Below are 23987 nucleotides of genomic sequence, written 5' to 3'. Positions count from 1 at the left end.
TGCTTTTTAAGCAAAACCTCCAACCGAAAACGGCTCATTATCAACCGAAAACGGCTCATTATCAACCGAAAACGGCTCATTATCAACCGAAAACGGCTCATTATCAACCGAAAATAGCTCATTATCAACCGAAAACGGCTCATTATCAACCGAAAACGGGTCATTATCAACTGAAAATGGATCATTTCCACCTGGAAATGGATCATTATCAACTGGAAACGGTTCATTTTCAACCGAAAACGGCTCATTATCAACCGAAAACGGGTCATTATCAACTGGAAACGGTCCAATATCAACTGGAAACGGTCCAATATCAACTGGAAATGGGTCATTATCAACCGAAAATGGATCATTATCAACTGGAAATGGGTCATTATCAACTGGAAATGGGTCATTATCAACTGGAAACGGGTCATTATCAACTGGAAACGGTTCATTATCAACTGGAAACGGTTCATTTCCACCTGGAAACGGGTCATTATCAACTGGAAACGGTTCATTATCAACCGAAAATGGTACATTTCCACCCGGAAAAAGGCCTTTCTAAAGGTATAATCAACTTTATAGTGCCTTAAAGTTTAAGACAAAATCTTAAGGAGTTAGTTAAATAGTTTGACTTTTCGAAGTTTTGAAAAGTACATAACAGGAATGAAAAGGTTTTAAAAAATTTAGTAGTGGTAAAAGACAGCAGTACAATGACTATTAAAAGTTTTCACCAAAATGAAATATAAGACTAAACCTACTAAATTTGCCGACAAAAAAGTTCCTTCCCGTTAATAATGTCAGGCATGTCAAAGTATATTTTAGGGCTGATACTTTTAGTATTTGTGGGGTCGTATTTGTTTTATGCTCCGTGGAAAAACGGACATATTCTTGGTGGAGGCGATAGTTGGGGATATTACGCCTACCTGCCTGCAAAATTTATCTATAACGATTTGGACAGCCTGCATCGCACGGTTGCCAAACGATATGAATATGCGGTCAATCATGGTCCTGCTCCGGATAATCCGTTAGGTGTTCACGAAGCACATCCCGTTGGGGATGGTCGTCAGGTTTTCAAATATACAATGGGAGTCGCCATTCTGCAATTGCCATTTTTTGCCTTAGCACATTTTATTGCACATGTTTTAGGGTATGCTCCTGATGGGTATTCGTTGCCCTATCTGTTTCTGATTTTATTTGCCGGTGCCTGTTATTCTTTTGTAGGGTTGGTGTTTTTGAGAAAAGTGCTGCTTCATTATTTTTCAGATAATATCACCACCGTAGTTTTGCTGACGGTTGCTTTAGGCACTAATCTTTATTATTTTTCGGTATTCAACCCCGGAATGTCCCACGCCTATTTGTTCGCCCTCTATGCAATGTTGCTCTATGCAACGATACGTTTTTACGATGACCCGAAAATAAAATGGGGATTTCTGATAGGGTTATGTTGCGGGTTTATTACCGTTATCCGGCCGGTAGAATTGATTTGTGTGTTGATTCCTGTTTTGTATGGAGTTACCTCCTTAAAACTCTTGCATCAAAGGGTGGGATTTGTGGCCGGAAATTTCCGGCAAGTTGGTGCAGCGGTAATCGGTGCAATATTGGCAGGGCTGCCCCAATTGATTTACTGGAAAGTTCAGACCGGTCATTGGCTGCATTACAGTTATAAAAACGAAACCTTTGATTTTTTACATCCACATCTGAAAGGAGGGTTGATCGGGTTTTCAAATGGTTGGCTAAGCTATACCCCTTTGATGATTTTCGGCGTGATAGGATTTTGGTGGTTATATAAACGCAAAAACCCTTTCAGCACCGGTATTCTGTTGTTTATGCCCATTCATATTTATGTTGCTTATAGCTGGTGGTGTTGGTATTATATCAATGGTTTTGGTTCCCGCCCAATGGTCGAAACTTATGCACTGATGGCCATTCCGATGGGTTATGTTTTTACTTCCCTAAGTTTGTCTTTGGTAAAAAGAGTGGGTTTGACACTTGTTCTGCTTTTCTTCGGATTGCTCAACCTGTTTCAGACCTATCAGTTCAGTTTGGGTGTTCTTTGGACGGAAGTCGCAAATTTTGCATATTACAGAGGTGTTTTTGGAAAGACAGAATTAGAGTATCGCGATTTGGTGATGTTCGATTCCGGCGAATGGCAACCTAAAGATTTAGTGTTTGACCGGACTTTGGTATTTCACAATTTTGAAGACACTACCTTGACTCAGGTAAATGACACAATCGTTTATGACGGAAAGCAGAGTTTTGTTTTGACTAAAGAGATAGAATTTAGCCCCGGAATTGCAGGCACCTTAGACAGCTTACAGTTAAATGGCGGAGAATATGTTAAAGTTTCGGCACAATGTTACAGCAATGAAAGGGTGTTTTCATGGTGGGATATGAGCAGGTTAGTGGTTGAAATGAGAAATGAAACTCCAAAATTTAAAAAATGGAGGGGAGTTCGCATACAAAGCAAACCCGGCAATGACGACTTTTCGCTTTGGGGAGGTAAAGGCAAGGTGTGGGGCGAAGTCAGCATGTTTGTCAAAGTGCCTAATAATGCACCCCGGTCAACCATGTTAAAAGCCTATGCCCTAAACAATAGCAATTTTCCGGTGTACTTAGATAATCTTAAATTAGAAGTTTGGGTAAAAAAGTGAAGCAGCGCAAAAATTGAACTAAAAGACACCAGTTGTATTAATCAACTTTTTTGAGCTTGTCGAAGTTTTGTAACAACTTTGAACAATACTTAGGCTTTTTTTTAGTTTGAGCATCCGACACAAGCAATAACCGATGAAAATTTACACCAAAACCGGAGATGACGGAACTACCATGCTTTTTGGAGGCGGCAGGGTTTCTAAAGCACATATCCGCATCGAAACATACGGAACTGTTGATGAACTCAATTCTTATATTGGGTTGGTGCGGGATGTTTCAGACAAAGAAGAACACCGTGTTTTTTTATCAGAGATTCAAAATACGCTTTTTGTAGTAGGGGCTAATCTGGCAACTAACCCTGACAAAGTAAAAGCGCAACCACCTCCGTTGTATGAAGATGATATAAAAAAAATAGAAGCAGAAATTGACCGTTTAGATTCAGGATTGCCCGCCCTGAAAAATTTTGTGCTGCCCGGCGGACATACTGCTGTTTCTTTTTGTCATATTGCCCGATGTGTTTGCCGCAGAGCGGAAAGAATGGCTGTACTGTTGTCGGGCAGAGAATTTGTTGATGTCATGGTCATTCATTACTTAAACCGGCTTTCCGACTATTTGTTTGTTCTTGGCCGCAAAATTGCTGTTGAAATGAATGTCGAAGAAATAATTTGGAACCCCCGCAAGCCTGGATAACTGCCCTATTGTAATTTTTTTTTCGTCATGCAGACTTACCTCTTGCAATTTACGATAAAACTTCTACTTTTGCGAAAAATTTCAAAATTTTATTAAACTAAACCTTAATCTAATTAGTAAATATGTATTGGACCTTAGAATTAGCCTCTTATTTGGAAGACGCACCCTGGCCTGCAACCAAAGATGAATTGATTGACTTTGCAATCCGTTCGGGCGCACCTATTGAAGTGATTGAAAACCTGCAAGAATTGGAAGACGAAGGGGATTATTACGAAAGTATCGAGGAAATTTGGCCTGATTATCCCACCCGTTCCGACTTCTTCTTTAACGAAGACGAGTATTAGTACTTTGGTTGCTGAGGCTTTGATTTAAGAAGCATTCATGGATGTGCTTTTGAAGATACTTTCTAAGCAAAGGGTATTTTGAATACGGTTAAGATACGGGCAAAGAGTATATTTAAAAATTTAACCGTTTATTTATGGCTGAATGAAACTATGCTACATGCAAGTCATCTTTTGTCTGCTGCTTCTTTTAAGTTCTTACTTCGGATATGCACAACCCGGTACTCAGTTTTATTCCCCCGATAACAGTAACTTTCCAAATCCCGAACGCGGATTTTATCGTTATACCGAAACTTCCGGAGATGATGTTATTCCGCTTACTGTTGAAGAATTAAACGAAATACGGAATACTACCCAACAATCTCTGATATTCCGGTATATCATACTCAACACTTTTACCGGCTCCCCAATCAGCAATAGCTTTTTAACCTCGCTTCATAACGATTTTAATATAATCAGACAGGCAGGTTTTAAAGTAATTCCTCGATTCACCTATATCAACGAGGTGCTTAATACAGATGCCTGGAATAATCCAATTCCACCTTTCGGTGATGCGCCTAAAAGCATCGTGATGCAACATATCGCTCAGTTAAAGCCAATTCTGCAACAACACGCGGATGTGATACTCACTCTTCAAAATGGCTTTTGGGGCATCTGGGGCGAAAACTATTACAGCGATTATTTTGGAGCTGTCAGCAATGCACCTCTGACCCCACAAAATTGGGCTGACAGAAAAGAAGTAACTGATAGCCTCCTCAGTGCTTTACCCACATTCCGGACAGTTTCTTTGCGGTACCCCGAATTGAAAGCCACCTATTATAACCTCAGTTTGCCTGCCGACAGCATTACATTAGTAGAGGCATATAACGAAACAACTTTGAGCCGGCTTGCTGCGCATAACGATTGTTTTTTAGTAGCCTATAACGACTATACTTTTTCCGACACGCTCACCGAAAAGCCTTTTTGGGCAGCCGAAAGCCGTTATCTGGTAATGGGTGGAGAAACCTGCGGAGATACCCCCGAATATACGAATTGTTCCAATACCCTGTCAGAAATGGAACGATTCCACTGGACCTACTGCAACGACTATTATCATCCCGAGGTGATTGTAAGATGGGAAAACGAAAACTGCCTTGAAAACATCAAAAGGAAGTTGGGGTACCGGTTTCAGTTGATCAACTCTGCAATTCCGCAGGTCGTTTCTCATGGTGGAACTCTGTCATTTAACTTTCAAATACAAAACACGGGATTTGCTGCACCGGTCAACCCAAGAATAGTAAAGTTGGTGTTGCGCAACTTAGACGATAACAGCGAATATGCTTTAGACCTGACAGGCATTAACCCCCGGTTTTGGTTTGCCGGCACAGTCCAAACTGTTTTTGCCAACGTTCTTTTACCGGCTAACCTTCCTTGCGGTTCTTACGACCTGTTTCTGCATTTGCCTGATCCTTTAAGTTCATTAAGCAATAACCCTGATTATGCCATTAGATTAGCCAATTTGGGTTTGTGGGAAAGCAATACCGGTTATAACGCATTGCAACAAACTATTCAGGTAGTGCTTCCGGTAAACATCTCAGGTCCGGCAGTTGCTTGCGCCAACCAAACACAACAATATTCTGTCGCCTCAATACCCGGCTCTGTTTACAATTGGACAATAACCGGTGGCATTATTCTTTCCGGTCAAGGGACTTACCAAATAGAGGTGCAATGGCAAACAGGTATCTCCGGCTCGGTTCAGATTTCAGTAGAAAATCCTTAAATCCAGTTTGCTTAAATTCAACTGAATTTTTAAAGTGGTATGTTATTCACTATTTGCCTGCCCAACCTTCGTAAAAATTGGGCAGGAGGAGACTTTAATTTTTTGAATCAGTAAGCAACCTAAACTGATATAAACCAGACCATTTATTGCAGCTTTTTTTGTTGCGTTGATAAACTTAGACATTTACCTCTCTGAAATGGACTTAAGCTATATAAATAGTTCATTGACAGTCATTAGAGTAGGTTTTTTGAATCTCTTCTTAACTGAAGAATCTGAGGTCTAATTCAGGATGTATTCAGCTCAAAAAGAACATAGATTGTCATGGTTTGAAATTCAATCGTTGAACTTATACTATGAAAATTCGCGCAAATCAATTGAAACGTTTTTGTGAGCTGGATAACATTAATTTGCTGGTCCCAAAAAACACACAAGTCATTTCTTCACCTGCTAAAAAGTAAAACATATATTATTCAAAAAAAAAAAAAGACGTTTTAAAATTGTATTTTTGCAGCAAAAATGAAGTTTGGAAAATCATTCAACGATTACCGAGCACCGCTTACCGCTGTTACCCGCGCAGTATAGTTTCAAAGGTTTTTTTGCATGATCGAAAAATAAAAAACGGTAATCAGTATCAATAGTTCGGTAAAATTCTAAGCGGCAATACGCCCTAATTGGTATAGTTTTTTGATTTCGGGTTTATTTTTTTCCACAGATGGGTCTTTGCCATACAAGGAAATTAATCGGTCGAGTAGCAATTCGTTGATATATTGCGTTTTAATGTCTGCCATTGAGAAAGGTCCTCTTTCATTTTTGGGAATGTTGAGCCAGTGAGCTGCTTTGGCCACATTGATTGTAGAAAGGCTTATATTGAAATGAAAATTAAGGGCATCTTTCTGTCTGCTTTGTGAGTGTTCCAACCCCAGGTGGGTCTTGGCATCTCTGAATAGAAACTCTATTTGATAGCGCATTTTGTAACATTGGTAAACGACTAAGCCTTCCATATCCTTATCGGTTGAAAAATAGGCGGCTACTTTGCTTACTGCTCCATTGCGCAGTACATGAACAACGACTAATTTACACCAACGTTTCAAACTGCGCACATGGGCAATGCCTTCATAAACAATTTCATGATCCACCTTTTTGAGTATGGTAAAATGTGCTACATCCAGGTTTCTGAGGTCAATTTTCCCGCCATACTCTTTGCGCCGTCCCCTACCCGGTTTTTGTTCGCCTGTATATGCATAGCGCAGGTAGCTATTGTGTTGTAAGCGACTAACGAAGGTAAAGCCGGCAGCGCAAACCATATCCACAAAAGGTTTTTTGGAGAAAAAGGCATCTGCCGTCAATATTTTGGTCATCTGCTGCAATTCCAACGCCCGACTGCAAAGCAGCTTCGCATACCATATTCGCAAACTTTCCGTCCCTTTTTGCCACTCGGTCTGCCAGGCATGGTAATGCAGTGCTGTCTGGTTTTCTATATCCCCTATCGCTAAGGCACTTAACTCCAAACCCCATTTCACTGAACTGGCACAGCCCGACCAAAAATAGCCCACACCCGGCGTATGCTTCCCGCTTTTGGCAATATGGCTCGGATCAAATATCCACAGCAGGGAGTTGCTACAATTTGAAAGAATTAACTCTCTGTTAAAGGTCTCAAAATCAAAGTCTTTTTCAAAATTCAAGCGGTAGCTTTTTTCGCTATATTTCCCATAACGTGACAGCATCAGGTAATTTATCCGGCTGCGAATACTCAATAATAAAACAACAATGTGTATTATAAATTTCTTTTGGCTCATACCAATATCGCTCATTTTTCGTAATATTGCCACTGTGAAGGTTTCTGCTTTCATAGGTAAAACGGTTTGTTTTTTTTCTGTCAATTAAAAATAATCGTTTTACCTTTCTTTTGTACAATGTAAACACTTTTTTACCGAACTATTGAGTATGAAATCTGTTTTATTTTGGATTATTCTATGCCTGTTCATCATTGCAGAATCGAAACTTTTGGCTAATCCTATATTTACCTTGGGCGGTCACATAAACAATATCGTTTTCTTCGCAAGTTCTTTGGCAATTGCAATGATTGCCATGTTAAATGGGGTGTTGGGGATAACGCGGAATTACCCGAAGTCGGAGATTGGTGAATCAAAACCTAAAACCGATTGGACAACCCTGCTATTCGGTTCATCTGTTATGGCGGCTTTGGTTTTGTTTGCAAAACAGCAATTTTATGTCTATCCTCTTGAACTCGATTTGTCTGATATCTATCCTCAGGTTTTGAATGCCGCAAAACTGTTTTTGCAAGGGGAGTACCCGTATCAGCCGGTTACTTTGTCAAACTATCAGATGAACAACACCTACCTGCCAATGCAATGGCTTCCTTTTTGTGTCAGCGAATTTTTTGGAAAAGATCCAAGGTGGATGCCGATTTTATCTTGGAGTTTCGGGATAATTGCTTTGCTATATACTTTATCAATCCGCTTTTTACAAATCAAACCCAATGTCATCACCATTCTTACCACCTTGTTTTCTGTGAGTTTAGCCGGGTGGATGATCTACAAATTTATTTACCATAATGCTTTGGAGTATTTCATAACCTTAGAGTTGTTGCCGTCTTCCTATTATATATGGTTGTGTATCGGCTTACTATCAGGTTCTGTTTGGATAAGTGGATTGTCTTTGGGGGCTTGCTTGTTGTCGCGTTTTTCCGTTTTGTTTTTTGTTCCGTTTATTGTTTTTTACCTCATTAAAACCGTTGGTTTGCGCAAAGCAACAATTGCTTTTGGCATCACTGCGATTTTTATTTTACTTGTATTTGTTTTGCCGTTTTTAACAAAAGACCCGCAACTGCTTTCAAAAATCATCGGCAATTACGAAAACGGAGCTTTATCCGAATGGAAAGTACAGCAATGGCAAGAAGCCGGAAGCGAACCGCATCAATTGTCAAGAGGAGTGGGTTTGGCTATATATTTCAAAAAATTGTTTGAACCTGATATTTTAAAGGGTATATTATGGTTAAAACGCATCGAAATATCGCTATGTATTCTAAGCATGTTGTTTACAAGTTTAATCTACCATAAGTATGCAAAAACCGAACATGCTTCCAACTGGATATTATTGGGAGGGATGAAGCTCTATTTTGCGTTTTTTTACCACTTTTCACTCATACCCTATCCTTACTTATTCCTGTTGCCCTTGACCATTTCAGTTGTTTTGTTTTTGTATTCGGCCAAAGAGTCCAACTTGTTTTTGTATCCGTTTCCCAAAACAAGGCCCGGATAGTTGTGTTTCATCGAGATATACCCCCCCGTTTCCGATAGAAGGGAACTGTTCTCTGCGTCGTTTTTAAAATTCAGGCGGGTAAATCAATTTCAAGTTTTTACATTTGCGCTCAAATTGAAACAAATCATGCTCTCCATTCCGGAAGAACTGTTAGAGTCTGTAGAAAGAGAAGTGCGCATACATCAGGATTATCTGATCAAAATAGCCCAAATGGTTATCAGTCAAAATATTTCTGAATACCCCATTTTTATATTGCATAAAGAACCCGGAATACAACTCGGACGGCCGGTAATTGAAGCAGAGAGCGCTCAATCAGACTGGAACATTAATGCTTCTTTAATTGAAGAATTAGTAAAAAAAGGACTGATCAGCCCTTCAAAACTGGAAGAGTTTAAGAAAATATACAAAAACCCGCTTACCCACCTTTGTCTGTTTGTTATTTCGGGACAAAGCGATGCAGGATTTGCCTTTTGTCCGTATAGCGACTAAACACTCCTTATCAGACCTCGCTTTTCTTTATAAGAAATAAATTGGTGGGGGTTTCGTTGATAATCAGCAATGAGATCAGTAAGCAGTTTCCTTTTGTATATGAATTTAGGGTTATCGCGAGCAGAACATCGGCATTTTTTTAACATCTGTATCTTATATTTTGTAAAATAGACTACTAAGCGTACAAGATTTAGATATTTTTTTTTGCTTCAACTACTTTTTTATAGCGAAAGAACTATTTTTGTATGGTCAATTACTAAAGTTGGGAACAATTGTTGTATTTTGGCACGACTAAACAGAATTTTTGAATCAATTAAATAGCGCGAATGATGAAGATTTTTACCCGCTTGTTACTTGTTGTAGCTTTGTTTACAACCCTGCGTGCTGTTCAGGCACAAGACATCCACTTTTCGCAGTTTTATTCTGCCCCTTTGTTGCTCAATCCGGCTATGACCGGTAATGTAAGCGAACACTACCGTGTTGCCTTAACCTATCGAAATCAATGGGCATCTATTCCTGCTCCTTATTCTACGGTTGCTGCATCAATTGATGCGTCTTTATTAGGTTGCCAGTTAGGTCAGGATCATGTAGGCGTAGGTTTTGCATTTTATAATGACCGTTCCGGTGATGGCATCTTAAACGATATGAGTGCCATGCTTTCTGCAGCTTATCACAAAGGGCTAACATCTGACAGGCGTTTTATGTTGTCAGCAGGTATTCAGGCTGCGATTAAACAAAAATCTATCAATATCCAAAATCTGTTTTTCGAAAACCAGATTAATTCAAATTTAGTTTTTGATAACACGTTGCCTAATGGCGAACCTTTCCAAAGCAATAAATTCAGTTATTTTGACCTTGCAGGAGGAGCTGTTCTTTCCGGTTCTCCAAACGATAAAGCCAATTTTTATGTTGGTGGTTCTTATTATCACTTTACAAAACCCAAAGAATCTTTCTTAGTCGAAGAAGTTCTCAATGTAGAACCTAATTTATTAGACGGAAGAATGGTGCTTCACGGGGGAGGTAATGTATTTTTGGGCGACCAGTTCAGTCTTTCTCCCAGTGCTTTATATATGAACCAAAGCGCAAGCCGCGAAATCATGTTTGGTACTGCTTTTGGTTTCCATTTTGCACAAGGCAACCGATATCGTCGCAATGACTCTGACAACACATCTATTTATGTAGGAAGCTGGTATAGATGGGAAGATGCCATTGTTTTTATGCTTGGAGTTGACTTTAAAGGATTCCGGTTCGGTTTCTCCTACGACATCAACATCTCTCCGCTTAAACAAGCATCCAATAGCCAGGGAGGTATTGAATTAGCCTTGAGTTTTGCAGGAAGAATGGCAGAATGTAAAAAACGAGCCCCCGTTTACTGTCCGAGATTCTAATCTCAACAGATTGCCTGTCAAAACGACATTCGCGCAACATCACAAAAGCCACGCAAAAATTTTGCGTGGCTTTTTGCTTGTTTTAAACAATCAACATCCCGACCGGCATCCTTGTTTTTTTAGTAATTCTTTTTCATTGTTTGGTAAAACAAAGAAAAAACATGTACCTTTGCAGGCCTTTTATTATTAAACATGTAATTTTTTCAACAATTCCATCTTAACATGCTAAAATCGTACGAATGCGTGCTGATTTTTACCCCTGTCCTGACTAAGGAAGAGGTAGAAAAAGTGGTAGGCGATTATCAGGAGTTGATTAAATCCCAGGGTGGTGAAATCGTACATACCGATTTCTGGGGGATTAAATCACTCGCTTACCCTATTAAGAAAAAAACCACCGGATTTTATTTGGTTATAGAGTATTCCGCTCCGGGAGAATCTACTGCTAAATTAGAGATTTTTTACAAACGCGATGAGCGTATTTTGCGTTTCTTAACTACTCAATTAGACAAATTTGCGGTAGAGTATAACGAAAGAAAACGCAAAGGGCTGATAGGCAAAGGGGTGAAAAACAAAGTAACCGGAAAAAGTGCCAATAAAGCAGAAGAAGATTTTGAAGACTTGGTTATTTCAGATGACTTTCAAAACATGGAGGACTAAACAATGAGCGCAAATAAAGAAATCAGATTCCTTACTGCCCCCAAGTTGGGTCGCAATGTTAAAAAATACTGTCGTTTCAAACGTTCAGGTATCCGTTATATTGACTACAAAAACCCCGATTTTTTGTTGAAATTCATCAACGATCAGGGTAAAATCCTACCTCGCCGTCTTACCGGAAATTCATTAAAATTCCAACGTAGAATTGCACAAGCTGTTAAGCGTGCCCGCCACATAGCTTTGTTGCCTTATGTTGCTGACAATTTAAAATAATAACCAACATGGAAATAATACTCATTCAGGATGTAGCCGGATTGGGAGAACAATACCAAACCGTTAAAGTCAAAGATGGCTACGGGAGAAACTATCTGATACCTCAAAAACTTGGCTTGATTGCCAACCGATCCAACAAAGCAATAATTGCTGAGCGTATTCGTCAATCGCGCTCAAAAGAGGATAAACTGATACAGAGCATTGAAGCTATGGTTGAGCGAATTAAAATGAATCCTATTAAAGTAGGTGCTAAAGTAGGAACAACCGAAAAAATCTTCGGTAGTGTTACTAACGTTCAGCTTGCCGAGGCCATCAAACAACAAACCGGTATCGAAGTTGATCGCCGCAAACTGACGATTGACGAAGATGTCAAAATGTTGGGTTCTTATCAGGCAGTTTTGTACTTCCGCGAAGATCTTAAGTATCTGATTGATTTTGAAGTAGTGGCAGAATAATTTGCCGCCATTCAGCCTGCTTTTAACAAACAACAGCCTTGGTTTACAAGTTATACTACTGTAAATCAAGGCTGTTTGCATTTAGCAAATTCCCAAACAGTCAATATTCATTTTAAACGCATCAGAAAATGAGCATATTACCGGAAAATATCTATCCCATTTTTCATCAATTGGTGCAAAGAGAGGAAAAAGAAAAACTGTTGAATCAAACCGGAGTTGCAGTTTGGCTTACCGGTCTTTCAGGCTCCGGAAAAAGTACAATTGCCAAAGGGTTGGAAGAGTTGTTTTACCGGCAAAATATATTGACAATGGTATTGGATGGCGATAATGTCAGAACAGGAATCAATAAAAACCTTGGATTTTCTGACACAGACCGGCATGAAAATATCAGACGAATTGCAGAGGTTGCCAAATTGTTTGTCCATTGCGGAATTGTTACTATTTGTTCTTTTGTCAGTCCTACATTGGATAACCGGAGCTTGGCCAAAGAAATAATCGGACAATCAGATTTTGTTGAAGTTTATATCAATGCCCCTTTGTCGGTTTGTGAAGCCCGTGATGTGAAAGGGTTGTACAAAAAAGCAAGAGCCGGTCAAATTCCTGATTTTACAGGTATCAGTGCTCCTTTTGAACCTCCTGTAAAACCGGATTTTGAAATATTGACAGATCAAACCACCCCCGAAGAAGCGGTTAGTCAGCTTTTTGATTTCCTGCTTCCAAAAATCAGGGTAAACCAACAATAACCCCCGACATCAATCAGGGTTTGCAAAAGCACAGAACTCTTTTACAGGATAAACCACATGATTACAAATTTTCGTACAACTCTAAGAGTTTTGCGTTGGTCTCCTTACTTTTAATGCTTTGCAACGTATCGTTCGATAAATTAACCAAAGGTGCAATTTTAGAATTTCCGGGGTTTTCATTCATTTTATCGGTGAATACGTCTTTAATATAGGCGATTTGCTGCGTTGCAATTAATTTTATCCACCAGTCTTGTTTTGACAATGCAATGTTTTTAAGGGTTAAAACACCTTTCTGAACAACACTCATAGTTTCCATCCGACTTAAAAAATGCCCGTAAGAATCGATAAAATTGTATAGAACATCACCGGTAGCTTTAGGCAACCAGGTTTCAAAATAGGGTTGGTCGTTTTCATCGCCGGCCTCGGCAAAAACAGAGGCTATTGAGAATGCAAGTTTGGGATTTTCAGTATCGCTCAGTTTATGAGCTTCCGATAAAGCAATCTCCTGATCTAAAACAATTAGATAGTAAAGCACTGATTGAAATATATCTTCATGAGCATTTGTCAGAAATCCTTTGTAAGTGTTGATTAAGTCTTTTTCTTCACCAAAAAATTCCATCAGTTTTTCCAATGCCATGATTTTCAAATCAGTGTTACCGGTACTATTGATCAAATCTACCATTGCATTTTTGAGTTGATGTCCTTGTCCGGAATAAACGGACGGAATAAGAAGATACAAAGCTTCTTGTTGAACCATCCAAAAATCATTTTTTAGAGCATCGGCAAACAATTTCTGTACAACCGGTTCGCTTTGCAAATCATCAAGTTGGTAAAGTGTTTCTATTTGATCCAAATAGTGGTTGCCGTTATAAAACTGATGGATGAATTCATCTGTGTTTTGGTGGGTGTATATTTCACCGAGAATGATACGGTCAGGATCAAAAATTAGATTAACAGGTTTTTGTTTCAGATTAAACTCAAAAACTTGGGTCGTCTGATTTAGCAGGATATTTTTCCGTTCTTTGGTTCCATTTTTGAAAAAAATATCAACATGAGTTGGAATTCTGTAAACAGTAGATTCGGGCTGTTTTTGTAAAACTTCTATCAACAGTTTTCCTGCTAAAGAATCGTATTGATGCGTAATGTCAAGAACAGGATGCCCGTTGGTTAAAAACCATTGATTAAAAAACCAGTTCAGATCTTCACCGGTAACTTCTTCAAAAGCCAGTCTGAGATTGTGGATTTCTACGCTTTGATAAGCATTTTGACGCAAATAGAGGTTAAGTGCAGTAAAAAAAGCTTCATCGCCCACATAATTTCTAAGGATATGTAAAACTCTTCCCCCTTTTTGGTAAGAATGCCGGTCGAACATGTCTTCACTGCTACTATAATAAAAGCGGATTAGGGGTTCTTTTTTTGTAAAAGATTCGTCTAAATAATCTAATAGGTCATTTTGCAGGTGAAGATCGGCTTCTTTTTTACCATACTTAAATTCAAACCAAAGATATTCGCCATAAGTTGCAAATGATTCATTGAGCGGTAAATTTGCCCACGACTCACAGGTTACTAAATCACCAAACCAGTGATGGAAAAGTTCATGTGCAATGATGTCATCACTTTTTCCTTTTTGATGCCCATAATAATACAAATCGTCATAGAACAAGGTTGCTCCGGTATTTTCCATCGCTCCGGCAACAAAGTTATAGACGATTGCCTGTGAGTATTTATCCCAGGGATAAGGGTAGTTGAGTTTGTTGGAAAAGAACTCCAGCATTTCAGGCGTATTTCCAAAAATATTATCGGCAAGGTGTGCATAAAGACTGTCGAGATAATAATTGACCTCAATGTTTCTCCATTTGTCTTTAATCAGAACATATTCGTCAATAGCCATTGCGAAAAGATAGGGGGCATGGGGGGAGGTTTGTTTCCAGTAGTCAGTTCGGGTACCGTCTGGATTATTGGTAGAACTCATCAGTTTCCCGTTTGAAAGCGTTAAGAAGTTTTCAGGAACGGTAATGCTGATTTCCTGTGTCGTTCTTTCGTTGGGGTGGTCAATTGTTGGAAACCAGCATGAAGAGGATTCTGTTTCCCCTTGTGTCCAAATTTGCCTTGGAGTTCCTGATGAATCTTCATGTTCATGACTGATAAAATACAGTCCTTTATTTTGGTAGGTTATTTCCTCATTTTTTTGATCGAGTTCATCCGGCTTTGCAGTATAATGAATGTAGATAATAAAGGTATCAGTTTTGGTATAGGTTTTATCGAGCGCAATTTCTAATTTCATGGAATCATAGTCATATTTCAGGTCTTTGTTGCCCGATTTGGATACAAGAGCAACCTGATGAATATCGAAGCCTTTGGCATCTAAAATCAGGGTATTTGAAGGATAAAAATAGGGCTTAAAGGTCAATGTGGCTTTTCCAAACAAATAATGATTTTCCCAGTCAAAACTGACTTCCAACTTTGTGTGTAACAAGTCGTTAACCCGTTTTGCGGTTTCATGATAAGGAATGGAATCTTTATTGGTTTCTTCATAAGCTTCATTCAAAGGGTTGTACAATCCTTCCCAATCCTGATTTTCAACTGTTTCGATGTTTGTTTCCACCTGTTTTCTGGTTTCTTTGACCATAGCACAGGCATTAATCATAAAAACCGACAATAAGTAAATGATAAAGGGTAAATGTCGTTTCATAAAAAAGTTTTGATTGGGAGAAGGGGTTTGAATGGAGAGATCTTATAGACAAAACAAGTATCCTGATTAGTGTGTAAAGGTAAGAATAAGATTACTTTTCAGTACGGTTGATGATAAACAACAACAGGAGTAAAAATGATGAACAGGTTTGAAAAAATCATGCTTGATGCAGATGATTTGCTCATTTTCTTTCTCTATTTAAGATTTTTCGATAAGTCAGGTTAATTCTGACACCGGTTGCCTTCGATGTTTTAGGCAAAGCATGTTGCCAGAAGTGTTGGGTGGTTCCTTTCATCAGCAATAAAGAACCATGTTGAAGAAAAATTTCTTGTTTGAGTTGTTTTTGCTTGGTGTTGCGGAAAATAAAACGCCTTGCAGCTCCAAAACTGACAGATGCAATGATTGGATTTTTCCCCAACTCAGGTTCATCATCTGAGTGCCAACCCATGGAATCCTGACCATCGCGGTAAAGGTTGAGTAAAACACTGTTAAAGTGACAGATTGGGTTAATCTTCTCTAACTTATGTTTGATATACTTTAACTCAGGTGTAAAGGGTATGGGTTTCATAGTCAGGCCGGAATAGGTATATTCAGTTCCTTCTTCTCCATACCATGCACTGAGTCTCGGTGTCAATACTTTTTTACCAAACAGTTGAATACTTTCCTGCTTCCATTCAATTAGACCCGGTGCCAGCATTTTTATCAATATATCGTCCGCTTCATTTTCTTGAAAAAAATGAGGGTAATAATATATTTCAGAATCAGGCAGGCTGACAACGGACGATTGTAACATAAGTAGTAAAGGTATGGTTTTATTTTTCATTAAATTCTTATGATAACTTTAAAACATAGTCGGGGTTTTTAAAAAAATGCTAATTTTGATTAAAAGTGATTCTAACTTATGAGTAAACTTGCATTTTTATTATTTTTTAATTTAGTGAGTATTAAAGTGATGTTTCCTCAGGCTTCAGTTTTAAACGGTTGGAGTCAGTTTACCCCTTCTGTCGATTCACGTTTAATTTATGTAAGTGCCGATTCGGGAAACGATGCCACTGCAATTATATACTCACCGGATATGCCTGAAATTGGCTCCGACCCTTTTCACCCTGTCGGCTTCATCCTTGCTTTTGAGTCTATTGCTGCTGCTAAAACACAGTTGAGAGCAGGGTTTCCCGATTGGATTTTGTTTAAAAAGGGAGATGTTTGGGTCAATGAGTCATTTGGTACTGTATCTTTATTCGGACGCAATATCAACGAACCTCTCTTAATTGGAAGCTATGGATATGATATACAAAGACCTCAGATTTTAACAGGTAACAATGGGTTGATAGATTTTTTTGGAAGTTCCGCAGCCTTTGTGAGCATGGTTGGTTTATATGCAAAACCGCATACCCGTAGTGGAACAGATGAACCGGTTGGTGTCAATCTCACTAATGCTGCTTTTAATCATTTTTTAATTGAAGATTGTCATTTCGATGCATTCCATACCCAGCTTGTAGCACAAGATCCTGTTTCGGCAGGTGATTTTTCCAGAATAAACTTAAAAGTAAGAAGATCAGTATTTACAGATGCTTATGAAACAGGAGGCGGGGGCGGTGGAATTTTCATCAACCGGGTAGATTCGATTTTATTTGAAGAAAATCTGATTGACCACAATGGATGGAATGAAGAGATTGCAGGTGCGGTAGCTACCGGTTTTAGCCATAACACTTATTTTCAGGTTGGTTGCCGGAATTTAGTTTTTAAACGCAATATAGTTTCGAGAGCTTCTGCGGTTGGTGGCGGACACAGATGCGGCGGTTTTATTTTTGACAACCTTTATTTGTCCAACCCCCGCAATATCCTGATAGGAACTTTTGACGGCACAGCATTAAATTGGCCGACAGAATCAGTGAGTGCTGAAGTTGCTTATAATGTTGTTCTGGATGCAAGAGTAGAGCCTTTTGATCAGGGAAACGGAATTTCGGTGGAAAGAGTAACAGGAGCAATCGTTCACCACAACATAGTTGCACATTTTACGCCGGTATCCGAATACAACCTCGGCATTAGTTTTAACCGCGTACAAGATGTCAGTTTTGAAAACAACATTGTCTATAACTGGGGTAACAATACCCCTTCAGGTATTGCTTATTCATCAGGTATCAATGCAGGAAGTATTTTAGCCGGCAATAATCAGATCATTGCCAACGACATTCAAATGGGAAATCTTAAAGGGTATTGTGTTGTGCAAAACGGATCTTTCGGTAATCTTTCCTTTAGCAATAACCGATATTTCAATACTGTCAGCGCCGGAAACTGGTTTATACCATCAGGTACTTTTACCAATTGGGTTGCACAAAGCGGAGAAATCGGAGCATCAAACGCAGAAGTTGCTTACCCTGACCCTAACCGGAATATTTCAACTTACCTAACTCATATTGGCGAAACAGGTGGGCTCATTGAATTTTTGACCATTTGCCGTCAAATGTCAAAAGATAACTGGAATCCCGATTTTACCGCTTCATCGGTCAACAATTATATCCGGGAAGGTTTTGACCTGAATATCTGTAATTACTATTTTCCCGGCAGTTTAGCAATTTCCGGTCAGCAGGTTGCCTGTAACAGTGATACCTATTTGTACAGTGTGCCATTCATTTATGGAAGCAGTTATGAATGGACAGTTACCGAAGGCACAATTCTGTCAGGACAAGGTACTAATCAGATAATGGTACAATGGAATTCGGCACCATCCGGCAACATTTCGGTTGAACTGGTAATTGATTAACTATGCAGTTAAACTATGCGAACTTTGGCATCGTTTAACAAAGCCGTAAGCTGAATCATCTAAAACAAAACACGCTTCTTATTATTTGTTTTCCGGGCAAAGCATATTTATGCTGATTTTTCATCATTGAACAACGATAGATGCCAATATTTATTTTTCCCAATGTAAATCTACCCTCCGGTCGTAAGAACTGGCTCCGGGCATGGCATTGGCATCCCCAAACCCCTTCAATATAACCTGTGCAGGGTTTACTTTATAGCCGTTAATCAAACGGTCTAAAACTGCATTTGCCCGTTTTTCGGAAAGCTTTTTATTATATTCGGCACTGCCCGTACTATCAGTATATCCGTTGATAGTGATGCGGGCTTCCGGATAACGGCGGATAATATCCACAACCCGTTGCAGTTTAGTCAGTTCGGGGTCGGAAATAACAGCAGAATTTACCTCAAAAAACAGACTGACACTCCCCATTTTATCCACTTCTGTTTTATAGGCGGCTGTTACTTCCGGGCGAGACGATGTAGTGGGTAATGGGACAACAGGTTCAACGGTCTTAACCGGCGGAGGTGTTGGAGGAGCCACTACAGCTTTTGGTTCCGTTATAGGTGGATTATTTGTTACAGGAGTTGGAACAACCGGAGATTTTTGAATGACAGGTTGCTTTTCCAGTTCAAGAACTTTGTTATTGAGCAGATGTAATTGTTTTTGTAAGTCTTCGATCGTTTTTATCAAGCTTTGGTGATTTGTAGAATCTGCAGGAATAGAGTTGGCAGATTGCTGATTTGTTGCCGGAGCAGCTATGATTGTAGTGGCGGGTGGGCGTTGCTCCAAAGAACTAATTCTGGAATTGAGTAAAAACAATTGGTTGTTAATAGCATTAAGTGAACTTTCCCATTGTTGATTAGAACTTTCACCGATAGGTGAAGGCTGTTGAATTATTACCTGTGGCTGAGTAACAGGAGGCATTGCAGTTGCTTGTCTTGATAACGCCAAAGTTTGGGCATTGACAGCATTGGTTAACATTGCAATCTGCATTTTCAGCCCGTCCATCTCTGTTTCAATTTTCAACATTGCCTGATTATCAGGCGATGTTAGGGAGGGTGTTTGTTTGATGTTTTTTTCAGATGGCATCTGAGACACTGCAGGCATATTGGCCAAAGGGGGTACAGTAGCTTGAACAGGAAATCCTGATGGGTTTAATGAGGGTCTTTTGTCGGCAAATTGCCCGGCTTTTAGTCGGTCAATTTCATCTTTTAACTGCTTTAACTCGGCTGTATATTTTGCATCTGTAGCAGTACTGTCTTGTGGCAATGCTTTCTGATCCGAGACGGCTGAAACTATATAAAGATTAGTAACGGATTTTTGAAGAGAGTCCATTTTGTTCAGGATAACATCTTGTTTTGCGATCAGTAAAGTATCCTGAGAGTTTTGGGCATCCGTTAGTGTTTGTTGTAATTGAGAAAACTCTGTTTGTGCTTGTTGTAGTTGAGATTCCAACTGTTGATTGTTGAGCTGTACCTGTTTCAAAGAGTCGAGCAAGGCTTTGGTTTGTCCAATTCCGGAACTGTCATAAGTTGCAGTATATCCTTTTTCTATAACCTTGATAGTGTCATAAACTACAATGGTTTCAGAGCCAACTTTTAGTTCGGTTGGTAATAGTTGAACTGTTTCAGTTCCTGTGTTTTCAACTTGCCGGGCATAAAAAACAGGAGGGAGGAAAGTTTCCTTTTTTTGTCCGAAACTGATGCGAAACGAGGCTGAACTGATTGCATAAATATCATTCAGGTTATTTTCCTTTCCGCGTATTCCGTCATATTGAGGATTGGGTTTTCCTGCAAATGCCTGAGTTTCATTAATGTAAGAGCTCCTGAAAACTGTGCTGCTCACATCATCGAGATAGTCACTGAAGACATACCTGAAATCACTCTGAACATGAAGGCTGAAATGATCCGATAGTCTAAAACGGAGCCCGACACCTGCGTTTAAATGAGGGACAACAGTCGCATAATTGTCTGTTTTTTCAGTACCAATATTGGTGATATCAGTTTCATAAGTGCCATCATTGATTACAGCTTGTGAGTAGTTGTAATAAGAACCATCTTTGTCTTTCAAATCGGCAAAGACCTGAAAGTGAGTTATTCCGGCACCTAAAACTAAATAGGGGGCGAGAAAAACTTTTTTTCCGAGAATTTTATCATTATCTGCTTTAAAGATAAAAGACAGGTTCCCTTCGTTGATTTCGCTTCTGAAATTAAGTGCACGATCATAAAAAGCATCAGATGTTGCTCGATTGCGATCACTTTCTGTTAAAAAACCTTTATTACCACTAAGCTGAATACCAATTCCCGGGGAAATCCTCCGCTCGAGAAAAATGCTATAAGACAAATCGCGGTTCTTGTTAATTTTATAGTGTTGTTTAAAAGCCTTTCCTATGCTGTTGCTGCTCAAGTCGCCATAATAACTCATCACACCAACGCCGGCACCTAAACGCCATCCGTAATCGTCATTTTGAGCTAAAACTTCCGAAGTGAAATGAAGCAAGGAAATCAGAAAAGCCAAAATTATGGTTAGAATATGATTTGAAGTTTTCATGGTTGCCGATTTAAAAGTAAAATAATCTTTGAAAATGGTAATCTCCATTTTGGTTTAATGGCAAAGATGGTTACTTGCTTTTACTTCCCAGTCCCAGCCAAAGATTAACTTCTGCACTTACACCAATGAACGGTCGAACTTTAACATCCTTGATGTCAAATCCAAACTGACTTCGCTTTTGTTCTAAAAAAGTTGCACCCGCATTTATCCGTATAAACTGAAACACCTTATAGCCTAAGCCAGCATAATAAGGTCGGCCAAAAATGGGGCCTGTTACAATGTTTCCGTCTTCATCTTCAAAATTGTTGATAAAAGCGCCTAATGAAAATGAGGCATTGCTCCAGAAAGGCGAGGAAAATGCAGATTTGCCAAATGGAAAAGACATACCGATATACGGCGCACTATCGTAGGACAGGTTGTTTACATCGCCATCAAAATAAACTCCCCCATACCCTGCGTTGATGGAAATAACATTGCGGGTTTTTTCAGTTGGATAATCGTTTACTTGTGTCCAATCATGTAAAACCATCAAATTTGTATTGACATATTGTTCAATTTCTGTGTGTAGGGCGGTTTTAAGTTCGCCAATCATTTTCTCAGAATAAAGTCGTTTGTTTTCGTTTCGCGTATTTTTCTTTTCGGCATTTGCAAAAACGATTGAACCCCTGTTCAGTTTTGTTTTGTTGAGTTGTTCTATTTTTATTTTGATGATGTCTGAAAAGCCCGGAAATTCAAAGTTGATCTTGTTTTCATAAAAAACAGTCCCCTGTTGCACGATATCGTTGAGATCTTTGATGATAGCACCGGCCGGTTTAGCAATACTTAATCTTCGTCTTTCTACCGATATGATGCCATCTACATACGCATCTAAGGTGCTGTTGATGATTTCCCGCAGGTTATTTTTTTCTATATCCGATGCACTGCGATAGTTTTTTATGACCACGTCGTACTGATCTCCTCCCCGCAATTTATAGTTTAGCGGCAAATCAAACTTTTCTCCCGTGTTGCTGAAAGAACGCTTCCAGCTTCCAATGTATAATGGCTTTTTATGTTTGCTTCCGCCTTTATAGATTTCTACTGCAACAAGGTCAATCCCTTGTTCTACCTGTCCGCTGAACATGATATAACTTTCTGCCGGCAGAGGATTTCCCTGGTTAAAATAGCTTTTTTCGTATTCAAAAACAACCATCTCATATTGTGCAAATACAACTTTTGTAGCACAAAAAAACAGAAAGAGGGGAAATAGTTTTTTCATTATACTGGGGTTTTAGATTTCACGATATAAACAAAGGTAAAGAATTTAACCTGTTTTTACCTTGTAATCTTTAAAAAAATCGGTTTTTTTCGTATTTCTTTTATTGGAATAACGTTTGCCCTGACACGAATGTGCTTTAGTCAATAGTTACTCAAATATAATATAGATAAAAAACCGGCGGACCCGATTATTCCCAATTATTCTTTAGGAAACTTAGAATTTTTCTGATAAAAACCCCCAATTGAACCATAACTTCACAATCAATGAAGTCTTTTAAACAAACCTGAAAATTTCATCATTTCAGATAAGTTGGTCAGTTTAATTTTTCCCATCATGACCGCCATTTGAGGATTAGCGCGGCCAAGTTCAATGTCTTCATAATCCCGGTCTTTGGCTGTTAACAGACATTTCGGCACACCGATATGGCCTTCTTGAACTGTACATACCCCTTGCTCGATATTAACGGTAAACTTACCTCCGTTTTCACCGAGAAGTTCAAAATGCACGGTGGTGGTATAATCAGGTTCGACTTTATAGGTTTTTAATCGTTCAGAAAGGGACAATACAATTTCACGGGCTGTTTGAGGATTGCTGCTCATTTTCTTGTTATTTTCGGTTTGATGTTGAATTTGAGTATTTTGCTGTGTTTCAATTTGCTCTGTTACGATGTCGGTTACTTTGTCTGAACTATCTGATTTTTCATCAGACTGTATAGAACCCGTATATACAGGACGGTAGGAAACTTCATCTATCAATATCTTTGAAATAATTTCACGCATAATCTGTGACGTTCCTCCTGCAATAGTCCCTACACGCGCATCTCTATATAATCGGGCAATTGGAAATTCTTCCATGTATCCATATCCGCCGAAGCACTGAAGGCAAACATCTGCGGCCTTTTTTGCCAGTTCACTGGTCAGTAGTTTGAGCATTGAACACTCTTTAACCGCAAACTCTCCCTGATCAAACAACCAGGAAGTGTAATAGGTAAATTGTTTGGCAGCTTCAATTTCGGTGGCAATATCGGCCAGACTATGTCGGATAGCTTGAAACTTATTAATCTTTTTGCCAAAAGCTTCCCGTTCTTCGATGTATTTCAGGGTTAAGTCTAAACCGATGTCTGCTGCCGATATTGAGCCGATTGAGGCAATCAACCGTTCTAACTGAAAACTGTCCATAATATAGTAAAACCCATTCCCTTCCATTCCTACCAGATTTTCGACAGGAACACATACATTGTCAAAAAACAATTCACCGGTATCGGAACTGTTCCAGCCCATCTTTTTTAGTTTTGACGCTGTAAAACCGGGAGTATCTCGATCAACCACAATCAGACTGATACCCGACACTCCTTCGGATAGGTTCGTTTTGCAGGCTACTACTACAAAATCAGAATAAACACCATTGGTGATAAAGGTTTTTGAGCCGTTGATTACATATTGCTCGCCTATTCGTTTGGCAGTAGTTCGAATATTGGCCACATCAGACCCGGCTCCGGGTTCAGAAATTGCAAGTGCTCCGATTTTTTCGCCCGAAATGGCAGGCACCAAATATTTTTGTTTTAAACTCTCACTTCCTGCATTAGCTATATGGGCAGTTGCCATATAAGAATGAACTCCGACAGCAGCACAAAATCCACCCATAAGGCTTCGGCTGAGTTCTTCTGTAAAAATGACAGAGTAAAAAAAACCGGACTCTGCTCCTCCATATTGTTCGGGATAATGTAGCCCTAATAAACCAAGTTCGCCCATTCTTTTCCAGATATATCGGGGGATGGCTTCATTAGCCTCCCATTCCTGAGCATGGGGAGCTACTTCATTTTCAATAAACTGCCGTACACTTTGGCGGAACAAGTCATGTTCTGAGGTAAAATAGGGCGACTTCATTTAGCTGCCGGTTAATTTTGATAAAATAAAATAGTCGGAATTATCATTTTTCCTGACAAAAACTGATTAAGTCAATTGCCTCGGTACTTT

Annotated in this window: 19 protein-coding genes; 13 read left to right on the top strand and 6 right to left on the bottom strand. The window is 39.3% G+C overall.

The features are described from left to right. Positions 1–176: 176 nt before the first annotated feature. The 5 genes from IPM47_19525 (at position 177) to IPM47_19505 (ending at position 5424) form a co-directional block, all read left to right on the top strand. Positions 177–575 carry a hypothetical protein gene (locus tag IPM47_19525; GenBank protein QQS28998.1) on the top strand — a complete coding sequence of 133 codons (399 nt, stop codon included), beginning with the start codon at positions 177–179 and terminating at the stop codon, positions 573–575. A 213-nt stretch (positions 576–788) separates the two neighbouring features. After that, positions 789–2636, top strand: coding sequence for a hypothetical protein (locus IPM47_19520; protein ID QQS28997.1), 1848 nt, complete (start codon positions 789–791; stop codon positions 2634–2636). A gap of 133 nt (positions 2637–2769) precedes the next feature. After that, positions 2770–3324: a cob(I)yrinic acid a,c-diamide adenosyltransferase gene (locus IPM47_19515; protein ID QQS28996.1), complete on the top strand. Its 555-nt coding sequence runs from the start codon at positions 2770–2772 to the stop codon at positions 3322–3324. A gap of 122 nt (positions 3325–3446) precedes the next feature. Continuing rightward, a complete protein-coding gene (locus tag IPM47_19510) occupies positions 3447–3668 on the top strand; it encodes a DUF2795 domain-containing protein (GenBank protein ID QQS28995.1) in 222 nt (73 codons plus the stop codon). A gap of 157 nt (positions 3669–3825) precedes the next feature. After that, positions 3826–5424, top strand: a complete 1599-nt coding sequence (locus tag IPM47_19505) for a DUF4832 domain-containing protein (GenBank protein QQS28994.1) — start codon at positions 3826–3828, stop codon at positions 5422–5424. A gap of 650 nt (positions 5425–6074) precedes the next feature. Here the strand turns inward: IPM47_19505 and IPM47_19500 are convergent. Further along, a complete protein-coding gene (locus IPM47_19500) occupies positions 6075–7274 on the bottom strand; it encodes a transposase (protein ID QQS28993.1) in 1200 nt (399 codons plus the stop codon). A 94-nt stretch (positions 7275–7368) separates the two neighbouring features. On the opposite strand from IPM47_19500, the gene IPM47_19495 reads away from it, so the two are divergent. The 7 genes from IPM47_19495 to cysC all read left to right on the top strand — a co-directional run bounded on the left by IPM47_19495 (position 7369) and on the right by cysC (position 12708). Then, positions 7369–8706, top strand: a complete 1338-nt coding sequence (locus IPM47_19495; protein ID QQS28992.1) for a hypothetical protein — start codon at positions 7369–7371, stop codon at positions 8704–8706. 126 nt (positions 8707–8832) lie between these two features. Continuing rightward, positions 8833–9195: a hypothetical protein gene (locus IPM47_19490; GenBank protein ID QQS28991.1), complete on the top strand. Its 363-nt coding sequence runs from the start codon at positions 8833–8835 to the stop codon at positions 9193–9195. A 326-nt stretch (positions 9196–9521) separates the two neighbouring features. Then, positions 9522–10583 carry a PorP/SprF family type IX secretion system membrane protein gene (locus tag IPM47_19485; protein ID QQS28990.1) on the top strand — a complete coding sequence of 354 codons (1062 nt, stop codon included), beginning with the start codon at positions 9522–9524 and terminating at the stop codon, positions 10581–10583. A 222-nt stretch (positions 10584–10805) separates the two neighbouring features. Then, positions 10806–11240 carry a 30S ribosomal protein S6 gene (rpsF, locus tag IPM47_19480; GenBank protein QQS28989.1) on the top strand — a complete coding sequence of 145 codons (435 nt, stop codon included), beginning with the start codon at positions 10806–10808 and terminating at the stop codon, positions 11238–11240. Positions 11241–11243: 3 nt separating this feature from the next. Then, positions 11244–11510: a 30S ribosomal protein S18 gene (locus tag IPM47_19475; protein QQS28988.1), complete on the top strand. Its 267-nt coding sequence runs from the start codon at positions 11244–11246 to the stop codon at positions 11508–11510. An 8-nt stretch (positions 11511–11518) separates the two neighbouring features. Beyond that, entirely contained in the window at positions 11519–11965 is a 447-nt protein-coding gene (gene rplI / locus IPM47_19470; GenBank protein ID QQS28987.1) for a 50S ribosomal protein L9, read from the top strand. Positions 11966–12093: 128 nt separating this feature from the next. After that, the gene (cysC, locus tag IPM47_19465; GenBank protein ID QQS28986.1) at positions 12094–12708 is read left to right on the top strand and encodes an adenylyl-sulfate kinase; all 615 of its coding nucleotides are present in this window, start codon (positions 12094–12096) and stop codon (positions 12706–12708) included. A 61-nt stretch (positions 12709–12769) separates the two neighbouring features. Here cysC and IPM47_19460 read toward each other — a convergent pair whose 3' ends face one another. Together IPM47_19460 and IPM47_19455 are read right to left on the bottom strand one after the other, a co-directional pair. Continuing rightward, positions 12770–15400: a M1 family metallopeptidase gene (locus IPM47_19460; protein ID QQS28985.1), complete on the bottom strand. Its 2631-nt coding sequence runs from the start codon at positions 15398–15400 to the stop codon at positions 12770–12772. A 181-nt stretch (positions 15401–15581) separates the two neighbouring features. Continuing rightward, positions 15582–16223 (bottom strand): alpha-ketoglutarate-dependent dioxygenase AlkB, encoded by a 642-nt coding sequence (locus IPM47_19455; protein ID QQS28984.1) that lies wholly within the window; start codon positions 16221–16223, stop codon positions 15582–15584. Between the two features lie 78 nt (positions 16224–16301). Between IPM47_19455 and IPM47_19450 the strand changes: the two genes are divergently transcribed. After that, positions 16302–18164 carry a hypothetical protein gene (locus IPM47_19450; GenBank protein ID QQS28983.1) on the top strand — a complete coding sequence of 621 codons (1863 nt, stop codon included), beginning with the start codon at positions 16302–16304 and terminating at the stop codon, positions 18162–18164. Positions 18165–18314: 150 nt separating this feature from the next. Here the strand turns inward: IPM47_19450 and IPM47_19445 are convergent, their stop codons facing one another. From IPM47_19445 to IPM47_19435, 3 genes are all read right to left on the bottom strand, one after another. Then, entirely contained in the window at positions 18315–20804 is a 2490-nt protein-coding gene (locus tag IPM47_19445) for an OmpA family protein (protein QQS28982.1), read from the bottom strand. Between the two features lie 22 nt (positions 20805–20826). Continuing rightward, positions 20827–22011, bottom strand: a complete 1185-nt coding sequence (locus IPM47_19440; GenBank protein QQS28981.1) for a hypothetical protein — start codon at positions 22009–22011, stop codon at positions 20827–20829. Between the two features lie 260 nt (positions 22012–22271). Next, positions 22272–23897, bottom strand: coding sequence for an acyl-CoA dehydrogenase family protein (locus tag IPM47_19435; GenBank protein QQS28980.1), 1626 nt, complete (start codon positions 23895–23897; stop codon positions 22272–22274). Positions 23898–23987 lie beyond the last annotated feature (90 nt).

The organism is Sphingobacteriales bacterium, from assembly GCA_016700115.1.
Taxonomy (GTDB): domain Bacteria; phylum Bacteroidota; class Bacteroidia; order Chitinophagales; family UBA2359; genus UBA2359.
Note: the sequence above shows the minus strand (reverse complement) of the source record. Positions and strands in the feature narration are given on the sequence as shown.

Coding starts and splice junctions, on each gene's coding strand:
- IPM47_19445 (QQS28982.1), bottom strand. CDS start 20,804: ATGGAGATTACCATTTTCAAAGATTATTTTACTTTTAAATCGGCAACC.
- IPM47_19490 (QQS28991.1), top strand. CDS start 8,833: ATGCTCTCCATTCCGGAAGAACTGTTAGAGTCTGTAGAAAGAGAAGTG.
- IPM47_19525 (QQS28998.1), top strand. CDS start 177: ATGGATCATTTCCACCTGGAAATGGATCATTATCAACTGGAAACGGTT.
- rplI (QQS28987.1), top strand. CDS start 11,519: ATGGAAATAATACTCATTCAGGATGTAGCCGGATTGGGAGAACAATAC.
- IPM47_19475 (QQS28988.1), top strand. CDS start 11,244: ATGAGCGCAAATAAAGAAATCAGATTCCTTACTGCCCCCAAGTTGGGT.
- IPM47_19455 (QQS28984.1), bottom strand. CDS start 16,223: ATGAAAAATAAAACCATACCTTTACTACTTATGTTACAATCGTCCGTT.
- IPM47_19505 (QQS28994.1), top strand. CDS start 3,826: ATGCAAGTCATCTTTTGTCTGCTGCTTCTTTTAAGTTCTTACTTCGGA.
- IPM47_19510 (QQS28995.1), top strand. CDS start 3,447: ATGTATTGGACCTTAGAATTAGCCTCTTATTTGGAAGACGCACCCTGG.
- IPM47_19460 (QQS28985.1), bottom strand. CDS start 15,400: ATGAAACGACATTTACCCTTTATCATTTACTTATTGTCGGTTTTTATG.
- IPM47_19520 (QQS28997.1), top strand. CDS start 789: ATGTCAAAGTATATTTTAGGGCTGATACTTTTAGTATTTGTGGGGTCG.
- IPM47_19440 (QQS28981.1), bottom strand. CDS start 22,011: ATGAAAAAACTATTTCCCCTCTTTCTGTTTTTTTGTGCTACAAAAGTT.
- IPM47_19500 (QQS28993.1), bottom strand. CDS start 7,274: ATGAAAGCAGAAACCTTCACAGTGGCAATATTACGAAAAATGAGCGAT.
- IPM47_19515 (QQS28996.1), top strand. CDS start 2,770: ATGAAAATTTACACCAAAACCGGAGATGACGGAACTACCATGCTTTTT.
- IPM47_19495 (QQS28992.1), top strand. CDS start 7,369: ATGAAATCTGTTTTATTTTGGATTATTCTATGCCTGTTCATCATTGCA.
- IPM47_19485 (QQS28990.1), top strand. CDS start 9,522: ATGATGAAGATTTTTACCCGCTTGTTACTTGTTGTAGCTTTGTTTACA.
- IPM47_19435 (QQS28980.1), bottom strand. CDS start 23,897: ATGAAGTCGCCCTATTTTACCTCAGAACATGACTTGTTCCGCCAAAGT.
- cysC (QQS28986.1), top strand. CDS start 12,094: ATGAGCATATTACCGGAAAATATCTATCCCATTTTTCATCAATTGGTG.
- rpsF (QQS28989.1), top strand. CDS start 10,806: ATGCTAAAATCGTACGAATGCGTGCTGATTTTTACCCCTGTCCTGACT.
- IPM47_19450 (QQS28983.1), top strand. CDS start 16,302: ATGAGTAAACTTGCATTTTTATTATTTTTTAATTTAGTGAGTATTAAA.